Consider the following 16,266-nt stretch of genomic DNA (forward strand, 5'->3'; position numbering starts at 1 on the left):
ACAAACGAACACCGTCACTTCCGCGGTCAGCGACCGCACTGGGCGAACCGCTCCGCGCAGCGAGGCGGACACGGTTGCAGACATACGAAAAAAGGGGAGCCCACAGCGGTTTCTACACCGTTGCGGACTCCCCTTTCAGAGGTTGAATGTCGGCGGCGACCTACTCTCCCACACCCTGGCGAGTGCAGTACCATCGGCGCTGGAAGGCTTCGCTACCGGGTTCGGAATGGGACCGGGCGTTCCCCTACCGCAATGACCACCGACAACACTATTCAACAAACCCCCACACAAACATGGGGGGACCTACGAACACACAACCCGCACAGGGTTGTGGGCTCAGGGTCACACAGTGGATGCGAACAACTCGTTGTGGCAAGCCCTCGGCCTATTAGTACCGGTCAACTCCACCCCTCACAGGGCTTCCATCTCCGGCCTATCAACCCAGTCATCTCCTGGGAGCCTTACCCACTCAAAGGTGGTGGGAGACCTCATCTTGGAACAGGCTTCCCGCTTAGATGCCTTCAGCGGTTATCCCTCCCGAACATAGCCAACCAGCCGTGCCCCTGGCGGGACAACTGGCACACCAGAGGTTCGTCCGTCCCGGTCCTCTCGTACTAGGGACAGCCTTCCTCAAGTCTCCAACGCGCGCGGCGGATAGGGACCGAACTGTCTCACGACGTTCTAAACCCAGCTCGCGTACCGCTTTAATGGGCGAACAGCCCAACCCTTGGGACCTACTCCAGCCCCAGGATGCGACGAGCCGACATCGAGGTGCCAAACCATGCCGTCGATATGGACTCTTGGGCAAGATCAGCCTGTTATCCCCGGGGTACCTTTTATCCGTTGAGCGACACCCCTTCCACAAGGTGGTGCCGGATCACTAGTCCCGACTTTCGTCCCTGCTCGACCCGTCAGTCTCACAGTCAAGCTCCCTTGTGCACTTACACTCAACACCTGATTGCCAACCAGGCTGAGGGAACCTTTGGGCGCCTCCGTTACTCTTTGGGAGGCAACCGCCCCAGTTAAACTACCCACCAGGCACTGTCCCTGAACCAGATCATGGCCCGAGGTTAAGACACCCAATTCGACCAGAGTGGTATTTCAACAACGACTCCACCACCACTGGCGTGATAGCTTCACAGTCTCCCACCTATCCTACACAAGCCGAACCGAGCACCAATACCAAGCTATAGTAAAGGTCCCGGGGTCTTTCCGTCCTGCCGCGCGTAACGAGCATCTTTACTCGTAGTGCAATTTCGCCGAGTCTGTGGTCGAGACAGCGCCCAAGTCGTTACGCCATTCGTGCAGGTCGGAACTTACCCGACAAGGAATTTCGCTACCTTAGGATGGTTATAGTTACCACCGCCGTTTACTGGCGCTTAAATTCTCCGCTTCGCCCCACAAGGGGACTAACAGGTCCTCTTAACGTTCCAGCACCGGGCAGGCGTCAGTCCGTATACATCGTCTTGCGACTTCGCACGGACCTGTGTTTTTAGTAAACAGTCGCTTGGGCCTGGTCTCTGCGACCGGCCATCCCTAGCCCGCACGGGGCATCAAGACAACCGGCCCTCCTTCTCCCGAAGTTACGGAGGTATTTTGCCGAATTCCTTAACCACAGTTCGCTCGATCGCCTCGGTATTCTCTACCTGACCACCTGTGTCGGTTTGGGGTACGGGCCGCAACAGCACTCGCTAGAGGCTTTTCTCGACAGCATGGGATCACCCTCTTCGCCTCAATCGGCTACGCATCACCTCTCACCCTTCACGACCCCCCGGATTTACCTAGGAGATCAGGCTACAGGCTTACACCACGACAACCACCGCGTGGCGGAGCTACCCTCCTGCGTCACCCCATCACTTGCCTACTACCAGATCGGATCCCACGCTCCCCCACAAACAACACTCCCGAAGGAGCGAAGGTGGGTTCGGATGGTTAGCATCACCAGCCTCGGCATGGACGCACTATCACGAGCACGGGAATATCAACCCGTTGTCCATCGACTACGCCTGACGGCCTCGCCTTAGGTCCCGGCTCACCCTGGGCGGAACAACCTGGCCCAGGAACCCTTGGTCATCCGGCGGCAGAGATTCTCACTCTGCATTCGCTACTCATGCCTGCATTCTCACTCCCACACCCTCCACCCGTAAATCACTCCCGGGCTTCACCAGACGCAGGACGCTCCCCTACCCAACAACACCACAAAGATGTCATTGCCACGGCTTCGGCGGTGCGCTTGAGCCCCGCTACATTGTCGGCGCAGGACCACTTGACCAGTGAGCTATTACGCACTCTTTCAAGGGTGGCTGCTTCTAAGCCAACCTCCTGGTTGTCCGGGCGATCCCACATCCTTTCCCACTTAGCGCACGCTTAGGGGCCTTAGCCGGTGATCTGGGCTGTTTCCCTCTCGACCACGAAGCTTATCCCCCGCAGTCTCACTGCCGCGCTCTCACTCACCGGCATTCGGAGTTTAGCTGACTTCGGTAAGCTTGTCGGCCCCCTAGGCCATCCAGTGCTCTACCTCCGGCGAGAAACACACGACGCTGCACCTAAATGCATTTCGGGGAGAACCAGCTATCACGAAGTTTGATTGGCCTTTCACCCCTACCCACAGCTCATCCCCCAGGTTTTCAACCCTGGTGGGTTCGGGCCTCCACGACGTCTTACCGACGCTTCACCCTGGCCATGGGTAGATCACTCCGCTTCGGGTCTACACCCCGCGACTCAACCGCCCTATTCGGACTCGCTTTCGCTACGGCTACCCCACACAGGTTAACCTCGCCACGAAGCATAACTCGCAGGCTCATTCTTCAAAAGGCACGCCATCACCCCGCAAGGCTCTGACGGCTTGTAAGCACACGGTTTCAGGTACTATTTCACTCCCCTCCCGGGGTACTTTTCACCTTTCCCTCACGGTACTTGTCCGCTATCGGTCACCAGGTAGTATTTAGGCTTGACGGGTGGTCCCGCCAGATTCACAGCGAATTTCACGGGCTCGCTGCTACTCGAGAACAATGCCCACAACAGAACCAAACATTTTCGCGTACGGGGCTATCACCCACTACGGCCGACCATCCCAGAATCGTTCCGCTAACACCGGTTCATGCTGTCCCACCCTCGGCAGAAGATGAACGACACGCCTCACAACCCCGCACCCGCAACGCCTGCCGGCTTGACACGGACACGGTTTAGCCTCATCCGCTTTCGCTCGCCACTACTCACGGAATCACTATTGTTTTCTCTTCCTGTGGGTACTGAGATGTTTCACTTCCCCACGTTCCCTCCACGCACCCTATGAATTCAGGTACGGGTAACGCCCCATGACGGGCGCTGGGTTTCCCCATTCGGACACCCTCGGATCACAGCTCGGTTGACAGCTCCCCGAGGCCTATCGCGGCCTCCCACGTCCTTCATCGGCTCCTGATGCCCAGGCATCCACCATGTGCTCTTAACAACTTGACCACAACAAGATGCTCGCATCCACTATGCAACACTCAACCCACAACCACACCCAACCAAGAACAACCACCACCCACCACAAGCAGGCGTTAGGAAGCCCCCGACCAGAGCGGCCAAAGAAAACAACCCGTTCACCAGGTGTCTCCTCAGGACCCAACAGTGTGCCAAGCCAAACCGGTCCAACGAACTGCGTTCCACCCAACGCACCCAACCCACAGACGGAGCTGATGATGCGATTCAATGAAGGAACCACAGAAACCCACAGAGCAAAACCCTGCAGAGCCATGTGATGCCCCATCACATGATGGGACTCCTTAGAAAGGAGGTGATCCAGCCGCACCTTCCGGTACGGCTACCTTGTTACGACTTCGTCCCAATCGCCAGTCCCACCTTCGACAGCTCCCTCCACAAGGGTTGGGCCGCCGGCTTCGGGTGTTACCAACTTTCGTGACGTGACGGGCGGTGTGTACAAGGCCCGGGAACGTATTCACCGCAGCGTTGCTGATCTGCGATTACTAGCGACTCCAACTTCACGGGGTCGAGTTGCAGACCCCGATCCGAACTGAGACTCACTTTAAGGGATTCGCTCCACCTCACGGTCTCGCAGCCCTCTGTATGAGCCATTGTAGCATGTGTGAAGCCCTGGACATAAGGGGCATGATGACTTGACGTCATCCCCACCTTCCTCCGAGTTGACCCCGGCAGTCTCCCATGAGTCCCCACCATAACGTGCTGGCAACATGGAACAAGGGTTGCGCTCGTTGCGGGACTTAACCCAACATCTCACGACACGAGCTGACGACAGCCATGCACCACCTGCACACCAACCACAAGGGAAGCCCTATCTCTAGGGATGTCTGGTGCATGTCAAACCCAGGTAAGGTTCTTCGCGTTGCATCGAATTAATCCACATGCTCCGCCGCTTGTGCGGGCCCCCGTCAATTCCTTTGAGTTTTAGCCTTGCGGCCGTACTCCCCAGGCGGGGCGCTTAATGCGTTAGCTGCGGCACAGAAACCGTGGAATGGTCCCCACACCTAGCGCCCAACGTTTACGGCGTGGACTACCAGGGTATCTAATCCTGTTCGCTCCCCACGCTTTCGCTCCTCAGCGTCAGTATCGGCCCAGAGACCCGCCTTCGCCACCGGTGTTCCTCCTGATATCTGCGCATTTCACCGCTACACCAGGAATTCCAGTCTCCCCTGCCGAACTCAAGTGATGCCCGTATCGACCGCACGCTCAGAGTTAAGCCCCAAGTTTTCACGGCCGACGCGACACACCGCCTACGAGCTCTTTACGCCCAATAATTCCGGACAACGCTCGCACCCTACGTGTTACCGCGGCTGCTGGCACGTAGTTGGCCGGTGCTTCTTCTCCAGGTACCGTCAATCACTCTTCGTCCCTGGCGAAAGAGGTTTACAACCCGAAGGCCGTCATCCCCCACGCGGCGTCGCTGCGTCAGGCTTCCGCCCATTGCGCAATATTCCCCACTGCTGCCTCCCGTAGGAGTCTGGGCCGTGTCTCAGTCCCAGTGTGGCCGGTCGCCCTCTCAGGCCGGCTACCCGTCACCGCCTTGGTAGGCCATCACCCCACCAACAAGCTGATAGGCCGCGGGCCCATCCCCCACCGAAAAAACTTTCCACCACCAACCATGCAGCCAGTGGTCCTATCCGGTATTAGACCCAGTTTCCCAGGCTTATCCCAGAGTGGAGGGCAGGTCACCCACGTGTTACTCACCCGTTCGCCGCTCGTGTACCCCCGAAAGGGCCTTACCGCTCGACTTGCATGTGTTAAGCACGCCGCCAGCGTTCGTCCTGAGCCAGGATCAAACTCTCCAACAAAACCCTGACTTGCAACAAACAACTAGCCACAACACCCGACGGGATCGAATGCTGCAACCAAACAAACAATCTGGCACAAAACGCCAAACCGATTCAATATAGCTCGACACACTGTTGAGTTCTCAAAAGACACCCGCGCTCGGGGACCGGGCCTGATGGCCGTCGCCCCGGGGCGTCAGAGTCGGCCCCGCGAGGAGGCAACTCTCTTATGCTACGTGTACCGGAGAGCGGCGTCAAGCCTCACTCCGGGCGGCCGGATCTACACCGAAGTGGAGTTCCTGGGCCGTCGCCTCCGGTCCGGATCCGCGTCCCTGGCCTGTCGGCCGGTCTCGCTCTCGTCCGTCCCGTCCTGGCGACATCGAGAAAGTTACAGGATGTTCCGGAGCCGTTGAACAGGGGGGGTCCCCTTCCGGTGTTCTTGCAGGTCAACGGCCGATCAGGCCGCTCGGACCCGCACACCGGCCAGGTTGCGCTTCCCCCGGCGCACCACCAGCCAGCCGCCGTCGAGGACGTCACCGGCACCCGGCACCCACTCCTCGTCGACGATCTTGACGTTGTTGACGTACGCGCCGCCCTCCTTCACCGCACGACGCGCGGCGCCCTTGCTGTCGGTCAGGCCGGTGGCGACGAGCAGGTCGACGATCGTGTCGGCCGGGCCGGCGTCGGCCGTCGGCACCTCGGCGAGCGCGGCGCCGAGGGTGGCCGCGTCCAGGTCGGTGAGCTCCGCCCGGCCGAACAGGGCCTGGCTCGCGGTCGTCACCTGCCTCGTCTGCTCCTCGCCGTGCACCAACGTCGTCAGCTCGGCGGCGAGACGCCGTTGCGCGCCGCGCAGGTGCGGCTTCTCGGCCAGCTCGGTCTCCAGCGCCTCGATCTCGGCGCGGTCGAGGAAGGTGAAGAGCTTCAGGTAGGTGATCGCGTCGGCGTCGGCGACGTTCACGAAGTACTGGTACCAGGCGTACGGCGAGGTGCGGTCCGGGTCGAGCCAGACGTTGCCGCCCCCGGTGGACTTGCCGAACTTGCGGCCCTCGGAGTCGGTGACCAGCCGCAGGGTCAGCGCGTGGACGTGGTCACCGGTCACCCGACGGATGAGGTCGACACCGCCGACGATGTTGCCCCACTGGTCGGACCCGCCGATCTGCAGCCGCACCCCGAGCTCGCGGTAGAGGTGCAGGTAGTCCTGGGCCTGCAGCAGCAGGTAGCTGAACTCGGTGTAGGACATCCCGTCGCCGGCGAGGCGACGCTTCACCGTGTCCCGCGAGATCATCGTGCTGACCGGGAAGTGCTTGCCGAGGTCGCGCAGGAACTCCAGGACCGTCTGCTGCCCGGTCCAGTCCAGGTTGTTGACGGCGGTGGCGCCGGTCGGTCCGCCGTCGAAGGAGACGAAGCGCTCCAGCTGTCCGCGGATCAGGTTCGTCCAGTCGGCCACGGTCGCGGCGTCGTTGAGCGTCCGCTCCCCCACGTCACGCGGATCGCCGATCATGCCGGTCGCGCCGCCCGCGAGGATCACCGGCCGGTGGCCGGCCTCCTGGAACCGGCGCAGCGTCAGCATCGGGATCAGGTGCCCGGCGTGCAGGCTGGACGCGGTCGGGTCGAACCCGGCATAGATCGACACCGGGTCGCCGGCGGCGAGCTCCTTCGCGAGCGCGTCGCGGTCGGTGCTCTGCGCGATCAGGCCGCGCCACTCCAGGTCGTCGAGGATGTCGGTACCCACGGTGCCCATCTTGGTCGGGCCGCCGCGGCGCGTGCACGCGGGTTCCTCAGGCGCTGCGACGACGGCGCGTCCCGGCCCGGTACGGGCTGACCGCGGGCGAGCCGTCGACCCAGTACCGCCACGGCAGCTCGACCGCCGCGGCGACGCCCACCCGGGGTCCGGACCGGACGATCTCCGGACCGAGCGGGGGCCCCATTCGCAGCCGTACCCGGGAGGCCGGGTCGGTGACGTCGGTCCCGTCGTCCTCGCGACGCAGCCCGAGGAGCGCGGCCAGCCGTGCGGGTCCGCGGGCCAGGTCGGCGTCGCGGCGGGCGGTGGGCCGGCGCTGGCGGGCCACCCCCGGGTCGGTGAGCAGCTCGCCGGCGCGCAGCAGGACAGCGCCCGGCTCGCCGTCGGGCAGGCACGACACGTTCGCGCAGAAGTGCATGCCGTAGACGAAGTAGACGTACAGGTGGCCGGGCGGGCCGAACATCACCGCGTTGCGCGGGGTCCGGCCGCGGTAGCAGTGCGACGCGGGGTCATCGCGGCCCCGGTAGGCCTCCACCTCGACCAGCCGCACCGCGACCGTGCCGTCGGGGGTGTCGGCCTCGAGGACGCAGCCGAGCAGGCGTCGCGCGGCGGGCAGGACGTCGACGGCCAGCACCGAACGGTCCAGCAGACCGGCGGGGCCCGGCCGGTCGTCCCGGCCGGGCCCCGCCGTGTGGTCGTCGTCCGCCATCAGCGGCGTGCGAGCGCCAGCTGCACGCAGGTCACGACACCGGCCATGGCCTTCTCGACCTCGTCGAGCGGGGGCAGGGTCGGGGCGAGACGGATGGTCGCGTCCTGCGGGTCCTTGCCGTAGGGGTGCGTCGCACCGGCCGGGGTCAGGACGATGCCCGCCTCCTTGGCCAGGCGCACGACCTCCGAGGCGAGGCCGTCCGGGACGGTCAGGCTCACGAAGTAGCCGCCCTTCGGCTTCGTCCAGGTCACGCCGTCGACGTCGGCGAACGCCTCGGTCAGCAGACGATCGACCGCGGCGAACTTCGGGGCGATCAGCTCGCGGTGCGCGGCCATGTGCGCACGCAGCCCGGCGGCGTCCTTGAGGAACAGCGCATGACGGAGGTGGTTGACCTTGTCCGGGCCGATCGTCTTCTTCGACGCCAGCTTCAGCCACCAGTCGACGTTCGCCTGCGAGGCACCGAAGAACGCGACGCCCGCACCGGCGAGGGTGATCTTCGAGGTGGACCCGAAGACGAACGGCCGGTCCGGGTTGCCCGCCTCGGCCGCGAGCGCGAGGACGTCGGCGATCTCGATCTCCTCGGTGGTCAGGTGGTGCACCGCGTAGGCGTTGTCCCACATGATCCGGAAGTCCGGGGCGGCGGTCGGCATGGTGGCCAACCGGCGCACGACCTCGTCGGAGTAGACGACGCCGTCGGGGTTCGAGTACTTCGGCACGCACCAGATGCCCTTGATCGACGGGTCCTCGGCGACGAGCCGCTCGACCTCGTCCATGTCGGGGCCGTCGGCGGTCATGCCGACGGTGACCACGTCGATCCCCAGGCGCTCGCACACGCCGTAGTGCCGGTCGTAACCGGGGACCGGGGCGATGAACGCCACGCGGCCGGCGTCGACCCAGCGGGTCGGGGCGCCGGGCAGCGCGGTCAGCAGCGCGTGCACGAGGGTGTCGTGCATGAGCTCGAGGCTGGAGTTGTTGGCCGCCACCAGCTGCCCGACCGGGACCTGGAGCGACGGCGCGAAGATCTCGCGCAGCTCGGGCAGACCCTGGCCGCCGCCGTAGTTGCGGATGTCGGTGCCGTCGGCCGCGCGGAACTGTCCCGCGCCCGGCAGGCCGAGCAGCTCGTGGGACAGGTCCAGCTGCTGCGCGGACGGCTTGCCCCGCGTCAGGTCGAGCTTCAGGCCGGCGGCCTTGAGCTCCTCGTAGGCTGCGGCAGGGTCGGTCATGCGGTTCCTCCGGTGAACTCTCGCGCTGCTCCGACCGCGGTACGCAGGTCGGTGAGCTGCTCGGCGACCCGGTCGCCGGCCGTCCCACCGCGGGCGTTCCGCGACGCGATGGAGCCTTCCACGGTCAGTACCTCGCGCACACTCGGGTCCAGTGCCGGGTGCACGGCGGCCAGCTCGGCGTCGGTCAGGTCCTCCAGTCCGACGCCGCGGGCCTCGGCGGCGCGGACGCAGCCGCCCGCGGCCTCGTGGGCCACCCGGAACGGCACGCCCTGCCGGACGAGCCACTCGGCGACGTCGGTGGCCAGGGTGAACCCGGCCGGGGCCAGCTCGGCGAGCCGCTCGGTGTGGAAGGTCAGGGTGGCCACCATCCCGGCGACCGCGGGGAGCAGGAGCTCCAGCTGCGCGACCGAGTCGAACAGCGGCTCCTTGTCCTCCTGCAGATCCCGGTTGTAGGCCAGCGGGAGCCCCTTGAGGGTGGTCATGAGCCCGGCGAGGTTGCCGACCAGCCGGCCGGACTTCCCACGTGCCAGCTCGGCCACGTCGGGGTTCTTCTTCTGCGGCATGATCGAGCTGCCGGTGGAGAACGCGTCGTCGAGGGTGACGTAGCCGAACTCGGCCGTCGCCCAGAGGATGACCTCCTCCGACAGCCGCGACAGGTCGACGCCGATCATCGCGAGGACGAACGCGGCCTCGGCCGCGAAGTCGCGCGCGGCGGTCCCGTCGATCGAGTTGGCCGAGGACCCGGTGAAGCCGAGCTCGGCGGCGACGGCCTCCGGGTCGAGCCCGAGCGAGGAACCGGCGAGCGCGCCGGAGCCGTACGGCGACCAGGCGCTGCGCCGGTCCCAGTCGGCCAGCCGGTCGACGTCGCGCAGCAGGGCCTGGGCGTGCGCGGCGAGCTGGTGGCCGAGCAGCACCGGCTGCGCGTGCTGCAGGTGCGTGCGGCCGGGCATCGGGGCGTCGGGGTGCGCCTGCGCCTGGTCGACGAGTGCGTCGACGACGTCGAGCACACCGGAACCGACCCGCCGCACGGCGTCGCGCAGCCACATCCGGAACTGGGTGGCGACCTGGTCGTTGCGCGAGCGACCGGCCCGCAGCTTCCCGCCCAGGTCGGCACCCGCCCGCTCGATCAGGCCGCGCTCGAGTGCGGTGTGCACGTCCTCGTCGCCCGGGTCGGGGCCGAACGCCCCGGAGGCGACATCGGCGGCGAGCTCGTCGAGTGCCTTGTGCATCCCCGACAGCTCCTCGTCGGTCAGCAGACCGGCGCGGTGCAGGACCCGGGCGTGCGCCTTCGAGCCGCGGATGTCGTAGGGGGCCAGTGCCCAGTCGAAGTGGGTGGACTTCGACAGCGCCGCGAGCGCATCGGCCGGACCGGACGCGAACCGGCCACCCCACAGCGCTCCGCCACCGGCGACCGCGCCCCGTCGGGGGTCCGCGTCGGTCATGTCGGGTCTCCTTCTCGTTCGTCGTGCGCCCCGGTGGCCGCGTGGGCCCTCCGGGACAGGTCCTGCAGCCGCTCGGCCAGCTCCGCCCCGGTGAGGGGCTCACGGGCGACGACGATGACCGTGTCGTCCCCGGCGATGGTGCCGACGACGTCGTGCAGTGCGGCCCGGTCGAGCGCGCTCGCGAGGTAGTGCGCCGCGCCCGGCGGGGTACGCAGGACGGCCAGGTTCCCACTCGCGTCGGCGGACACGAGCAGCTCCCCCAGCAACCGGGCCACCCGGCCGGTGCCGCCCTCGACGCCGCGCACGGGGCTGCCGTCCTCGGGGATGCGGTAGACCGGCTGCCCGCCGTCGGCGCCGCGCAGCTTCACCGCACCGAGCTCGTCGAGGTCCCGCGACAGCGTGGCCTGGGTCGTCTCGATGCCGTGCCGCTCGTGGAGCAGTCCGATGATCTCGACCTGGCTGCTCAGCTGGTGGTTCCAGATCACGTCGATGACGGCGGCCTGCCGTCGGGCCCGGTTGACCGGGTTCCTCCGGTCGCGGTCGGTCTCACCCATGCCGCAGGAGCCAGGCGAGCAGCGCCTTCTGCGCGTGCAGCCGGTTCTCGGCCTCGTCCCAGACGGCGCTGGCCGGGCCGTCGAGGACCTCGTCGGTGATCTCGTCGCCGCGGTGGGCCGGCAGGCAGTGCAGCACGATCGCGTCCGGCGCGGCGTGCTCCAGCAGGGCGGCGTTGACCTGGTACGGCCGGAACGGCGCGACCCGGTCCAGGCCGTCGTCCTCCTGGCCCATCGAGGTCCAGGTGTCGGTGACGACGACCTGGGCCCCCGCCACGGCGGCCACCGGGTCCGCGACGAGTGCGACCGAACCGCCGGTCTGCTCGGCCCGGGCCTTCGCGTCGCGGAGCACGTCGTCGTCGGGGGTGAACCCGGCGGGCGCGGCGATCCGCACGTGCAGCCCGGCGGTGGCCCCGCCGAGCAGCAGCGAGTGGGCGATGTTGTTCGCGCCGTCGCCGAGGTAGGTCAGGGTGAGCCCGGCGAGGCGGCCGAAGCGCTCCCGCACGGTCTGCAGGTCCGCCAGGATCTGGCACGGGTGGAACGTGTCGGTCAGCGCGTTGACCACCGGCACGGTCGCCGCGGCGGCCATCTCCTCGATCCGTTCCTGGCCGCTGGTGCGCCACACGATCGCGTCGAGGTAGCGCGACAGCACCCGGGCGGTGTCGGAGATCGTCTCGCCGCGCCCGAGCTGGCTGGTCGTGCCGTCGAGGATGATCGCGGTGCCACCGAGCTGGGTGATCCCGGCCTCGAACGACACCCGGGTGCGGGTGGAGGACTTGTCGAACACGACCCCCACCGCACGCGGGCCGGCCAGCGGGCTCTCGGCGAAGGGGTCGGCCTTGAGCCGGTCGGCGAGATCGAGGACATCGGCCTGCTCGGCCGGGGTCAGGTCGTCGTCCCGCAGCAGGTGGCGGACCATCAGCTCCCCTGCCCCTCGTGCTGGGCCGCGGCGGCGTCGAGGAACGCCGGGAAGGCCGTCAGGAACTCCTCGGCCTCGTCGTCGGTCAGGGTCAGGGCCGGGGCCAGCCGCAGCCGGTCCGGGGTGGCGTTGTTGATCAGGAACCCGGCGTCGCGGGCGGCCGCGGCGGCCTGCGCGGCGACCGGCGCGGTGAGGCCGATGCCGATGTGCAGGCCGGCGCCGGACACGTCGCCCACGAGGGGGTGGCCGAGACCGTCGATCCGGCTGCGGATCTCCTTGCCGAGCCGGTCGACGTGGCCGAGCAGACCCTCGGCCGCGACCGTGTCGAGCACGGCGAGCGCCGCGGCGCAGGTCACCGGGTTGCCGCCGAAGGTGGTGCCGTGCTGCCCGGGCTCGAGCAGGGCTGCGGCGGCGCCGAGCCCGATGCAGGCACCGATCGGGAGGCCGCCACCGAGGCCCTTGGCCAGGGTGACCACGTCCGGGAGGACGCCGTGCGCCTGGTGGGCGAACCAGTACCCGGTGCGGCCGATGCCGGTCTGCACCTCGTCGAGGACGAGCAGCGCGCCGCGCTCGGCGGTGATCCGCCGGGCCTGCGCCAGGTACCCCTCGGGAGGCACGATCACGCCGGCCTCGCCGAGGATCGGCTCCAGGACCACCGCGGCGGTCCGCTCGGTCACCGCGGCGTCGATTGCGGCGACGTCACCGAACGGGATGTGCCTCACCCCGGCGGGCATCGGCTCGAACGGGGCCCGCTTGGCGGGCTGCCCGGTCAGCGCGAGCGCGCCCATCGTGCGGCCGTGGAACGCGCCCTCACAGGCGATGATCTCCGGCCTGCCCGTCCGGCGGGCGATCTTGAAGGCGGCCTCGTTGGCCTCGGTGCCGGAGTTGCAGAGCAGGGTGCGGGCGTCGTCGCGGCCGAGCAGTGCCTGCAGCCGCTCGGCGAGCTGCAGCGCGGGCTCGGTGATGAAGAAGTTCGAGGTGTGGCCGAGGGTGCGGACCTGCTCGGACACCGCCTCGACGACGGCCGGGTGCGCATGCCCGAGCGCGTTGACCGCGAGCCCCGCATACAGGTCCAGGTAGGCGCGACCCTCGGCGTCCCACACCCGGGCGCCCTCGCCGCGGACCAGGGTCAGCGGCGGGATCCCGTAGTTGTTCATCAGGGCGGCCTGCCACCGCTGCGCGTGCGTGTTCATGTCGTTCCCCCAGCCGTGGCACCGGGGGCGTCCGGCAGCACCATCGTGCCGACGCCCTCGTGCGTGAACACCTCGAGCAGGACCGAGTGCGGCACCCGCCCGTCGATCACATGGGCCTGTCCGACGCCCGAGCGCACGGCGCGCAGGCAGGCCTCCATCTTCGGGGCCATGCCGCTCTCCAGGCGGGGCAGCATCGGCTCCAGCTGGTCCGCCGTCAACGAGGTGATGATCGACTCCGGGTCGGGGTAGTTCGCGTAGAGACCCTCGACGTCGGTGAGCACCACGAGCTTCGCGGCGTCCAGCGCACCGGCCAGCGCCGCGGCGGCGCTGTCGGCGTTGATGTTGTGGACCTGGCCGTCGGCGTCCGGCGCGACCCCCGCGACGACCGGGATGCGGCCCGCGGCGATGATGTCCAGCACCGCGTCCGGGTTGACCTTCGTGACGTCGCCGACCAGGCCGATGTCGACGGGCTCGCCGCCGACGAGCGCGGTGCGCTTCTCGGCGGTGAACAGTCCTGCGTCCTCCCCGGACAACCCGACGGCGAACGGGCCGTGGACGTTGATCAGCCCGACGAGCTCGCGCCCGACCTGGCCGAACAGCACCATCCGGACGATCTCCATCGTCTCCGGGGTGGTGACGCGCAGGCCTCCGCGGAACTCGCCGGGCATGCCGAGCCGCTTCAGCATGGCCGAGATCTGTGGCCCGCCGCCGTGCACGACGACCGGGTGGATGCCGGCGAGCCGCAGGAACACCATGTCCCGGGCGAAGGCCTGCTTCAGCTCCTCGTCGATCATGGCGTTCCCGCCGTACTTGACGACGACGATCCGGCCGTGGAACCGCTGCAGCCAGGGCAGCGCCTCGGCGAGCACGCCCGCCTTCTCCCCCGCCCGCTTCAGTCGGGCCGGGGTCTCCGGGGACCGCGCGATCTGCGGCTGGGGCAGCGCGTCCGGGGCGACCGGCTCAGGAGGAGTAGGCACTGTTCTCCTCCACGTAGGCGTGTGACAGGTCGGTGGTCCTGATCTCCGCGGTGTGTCCCTCGGCCCCGCCGGACAGACCCAGCCCGACCTCGATCAGGACGTCCTTCCCGGACAGGTCGCAGTCGGCCCGGTCCCCGGCCACGGCCGCGCCCTTGCACAGCAGCACGCCGTTGATCGTGACGTCGAGGTGCTCGGGGTCGAGCTCGGCGTCGGCGTACCCGGCGGCGGCCGCGACCCGGCCCCAGTTGGGGTCGGATCCGAACATCGCGGTCTTCACCAGGGAGTCGCGGGCGATCGTGCGGGCGACGGTCACCGCGTCGTCCTCGGAGGCGGCGCCGGTGACCCGCACGGTGATGCGCTTGGTGACGCCCTCGGCGTCGGCCTGCATCTGCTCGGCGAGGTCACGGCACACGCGGGTGAGCGCGGCGGTGAACACCGCCGGGTCGGCCTCGACGCCGGACGCGCCGGAGGCCAGCACCAGCACGGTGTCGTTGGTGGACATCGAGCCGTCGACGTCGAGCCGGTCGAAGCTGTAGCGGACGGCCTCGCGCAGCGCGGCGTCGAGCGTCGCCCGGTCGAGCACCGCGTCGGTGGTGAGCACGCTGAGCATTGTCGCCATCGACGGGGCGATCATCCCGGCGCCCTTGGTCGTGCCCCCGACGGTCCAGCCGGCCGGATCGGTGACGACGGACTCCTTCGGGACGGTGTCGGTCGTCATGATCGCGCCGGCGACGGCGGACCCGGCCTCGGGCCCCGACGCCAGCTCCCCGGCGGCCGTCCGGACCCCGGCGAGCAGGGTCTCCCGCGGGAGCTGCTCGCCGATGAGGCCGGTGGAGCACACGGCGACGTCGATCGCACCGCAGCCGAGTACCTCGGCGGCCTGCTCCGCGGTGGCGTGCGCCGTCTGGAAGCCCTCGGCCCCGGTGCAGGCGTTCGCCCCGCCGGAGTTGAGGACCACCGCGCGCAGCGAGCCGGTGGTCAGCACCTGCTGCGACCACAGGACGGGAGCGGCCTTGACCTTGTTGCGGGTGAAGACCCCGGCGGCCTCGGTGCGCGGGCCGTCGTTCACCACGAGCGCCAGGTCGGCCCGCCCGGACTTCTTGATCCCGGCGGCGATCCCGGCGGCCCGGAAGCCCTTCGCTGCGGTCACGCTCACGGCGCCACTCCCGTCGTCGGCAGGCCGGTGGTCTCGGGCAGACCGAGGGCCAGGTTCATGCACTGGACGGCGCCGCCCGCGGTGCCCTTGGTCAGGTTGTCGATCGCCGAGACGACGACGAGGCGGCCCGCGTCGGCGTCGACGGTGACCTGCAGCGCGACGTTGTTGGAGCCCAGGGTCTGCGCCGTGGTGGGCCACTGGCCCTCCGGCAGCAGGTGCACGAACGGCTCGTCGGCGTAGGCCTTCTCGTAGACCGACCGGACCGCGGCCGCATCGGTCGCCGGGTCGGCCAGCAGGGCCGAGCAGGAGGCGAGGATGCCGCGCGGCAGCGGCGCGAGCACCGGGGTGAAGCTGACCGAGACGGGCGAGCCGAGCGCGGCGGACAGGTTCTGCGCGATCTCGGGGGTGTGCCGGTGCACACCGCCGACGCCGTACGCCGACAGCGACCCCATGACCTCCGCGCCCAGCAGGTGCGGCTTGAGCGACTTGCCCGCACCGGAGGTGCCGGTGACCGCGGTGATCACGACCTCGGGGGCGACCAGGCCGGCGACCAGCGCGGGGACCAGCGCGAGGCTGGTCCCGGTCGGGTAGCAGCCGGGCACCGCGACGCGCCTGGTGCCGGTCAGCGACGCCCGGGCGCCGGGCAGCTCGGGCAGCCCGTAGGGCCAGTGCCCGGCGTGCTCGCCGCCGTACCACCGGTCCCAGGCGGCCGGGTCGGTCAGGCGGTGGTCCGCCCCGCAGTCCACGACGAGGGTGTCCGGCCCCAGCTGCGCCGCCAGCTCGGCGGACTTGCCGTGCGGCAGGGCCAGGAACACCGCGTCGTGTCCGGCGAGGTTCTCCGCCGTGCTCTCGCCCAGGACGCGGTCCGCGAGCGGGGCCAGGTGCGGCTGGTGCTCGCCCAGACGCGTGCCCGCGTTCCCGCCGGCCGTGAGGGCGCCGATCTCCACCTCGGGATGTGCGAGCAGCAGCCGGAGGAGCTCTCCCCCGGCGTAGCCACTGGCTCCCGCCACTGCGATGCGTACCACGTGGATGAGTATGCACGGCCACGCAAAGCCATGCAATCGGGATTCGCGATCGCGACC

General features: G+C 68.2%; 10 protein-coding genes and 3 rRNA genes. All 13 read right to left on the reverse strand.

Annotation, left to right across the window (positions count from 1 at the left end; genetic code table 11):
- Positions 1 to 147 precede the first annotated feature (147 nt).
- The 13 genes from rrf to argC all read right to left on the reverse strand — a co-directional run bounded on the left by rrf (position 148) and on the right by argC (position 16,215).
- Positions 148 to 264 (reverse strand): 5S ribosomal RNA (gene rrf / locus Ae331Ps2_RS26105).
- A 104-nt stretch (positions 265 to 368) separates the two neighbouring features.
- Positions 369 to 3,459: ribosomal RNA gene (locus tag Ae331Ps2_RS26110) — 23S ribosomal RNA — on the reverse strand.
- 315 nt (positions 3,460 to 3,774) lie between these two features.
- Positions 3,775 to 5,294 (reverse strand): 16S ribosomal RNA (locus tag Ae331Ps2_RS26115).
- The 16S, 23S and 5S rRNA genes sit together here, the layout of an rRNA operon.
- A gap of 436 nt (positions 5,295 to 5,730) precedes the next feature.
- The gene (gene tyrS / locus Ae331Ps2_RS26120; protein ID WP_170918276.1) at positions 5,731 to 7,005 is read right to left on the reverse strand and encodes a tyrosine--tRNA ligase; all 1,275 of its coding nucleotides are present in this window, start codon (positions 7,003 to 7,005) and stop codon (positions 5,731 to 5,733) included.
- Between the two features lie 46 nt (positions 7,006 to 7,051).
- On the reverse strand, positions 7,052 to 7,723 hold the full coding sequence (locus Ae331Ps2_RS26125; RefSeq protein WP_083696022.1) for a DNA-3-methyladenine glycosylase: 672 nt from the start codon (positions 7,721 to 7,723) through the stop codon (positions 7,052 to 7,054).
- Positions 7,723 to 8,946, reverse strand: a complete 1,224-nt coding sequence (locus Ae331Ps2_RS26130) for an aminotransferase class I/II-fold pyridoxal phosphate-dependent enzyme (protein ID WP_075305860.1) — start codon at positions 8,944 to 8,946, stop codon at positions 7,723 to 7,725. Before Ae331Ps2_RS26130 ends, Ae331Ps2_RS26125 begins: the two co-directional genes overlap by 1 nt.
- A complete protein-coding gene (gene argH / locus Ae331Ps2_RS26135) occupies positions 8,943 to 10,388 on the reverse strand; it encodes an argininosuccinate lyase (RefSeq protein ID WP_020623718.1) in 1,446 nt (481 codons plus the stop codon). Before argH ends, Ae331Ps2_RS26130 begins: the two co-directional genes overlap by 4 nt.
- Positions 10,385 to 10,942 (reverse strand): arginine repressor, encoded by a 558-nt coding sequence (locus tag Ae331Ps2_RS26140; RefSeq protein WP_020623717.1) that lies wholly within the window; start codon positions 10,940 to 10,942, stop codon positions 10,385 to 10,387. Before Ae331Ps2_RS26140 ends, argH begins: the two co-directional genes overlap by 4 nt.
- Entirely contained in the window at positions 10,935 to 11,858 is a 924-nt protein-coding gene (gene argF / locus Ae331Ps2_RS26145; RefSeq protein ID WP_020623716.1) for an ornithine carbamoyltransferase, read from the reverse strand. Before argF ends, Ae331Ps2_RS26140 begins: the two co-directional genes overlap by 8 nt.
- A complete protein-coding gene (locus Ae331Ps2_RS26150) occupies positions 11,858 to 13,051 on the reverse strand; it encodes an acetylornithine transaminase (RefSeq protein WP_075305859.1) in 1,194 nt (397 codons plus the stop codon). The genes argF and Ae331Ps2_RS26150 overlap by 1 nt, the downstream gene beginning before the upstream one ends.
- Positions 13,048 to 13,977 (reverse strand): acetylglutamate kinase, encoded by a 930-nt coding sequence (argB, locus tag Ae331Ps2_RS26155; RefSeq protein WP_075311670.1) that lies wholly within the window; start codon positions 13,975 to 13,977, stop codon positions 13,048 to 13,050. The genes Ae331Ps2_RS26150 and argB overlap by 4 nt, the downstream gene beginning before the upstream one ends.
- A gap of 34 nt (positions 13,978 to 14,011) precedes the next feature.
- Positions 14,012 to 15,184, reverse strand: a complete 1,173-nt coding sequence (argJ, locus tag Ae331Ps2_RS26160; protein ID WP_020623713.1) for a bifunctional glutamate N-acetyltransferase/amino-acid acetyltransferase ArgJ — start codon at positions 15,182 to 15,184, stop codon at positions 14,012 to 14,014.
- Positions 15,181 to 16,215 (reverse strand): N-acetyl-gamma-glutamyl-phosphate reductase, encoded by a 1,035-nt coding sequence (argC, locus tag Ae331Ps2_RS26165; RefSeq protein WP_170917146.1) that lies wholly within the window; start codon positions 16,213 to 16,215, stop codon positions 15,181 to 15,183. Before argC ends, argJ begins: the two co-directional genes overlap by 4 nt.
- Positions 16,216 to 16,266: the final 51 nt, after the last annotated feature.

The sequence above is a fragment of the Pseudonocardia sp. Ae331_Ps2 genome (genome assembly GCF_001932405.1).
Taxonomy (GTDB): Bacteria; Actinomycetota; Actinomycetes; order Mycobacteriales; family Pseudonocardiaceae; genus Pseudonocardia.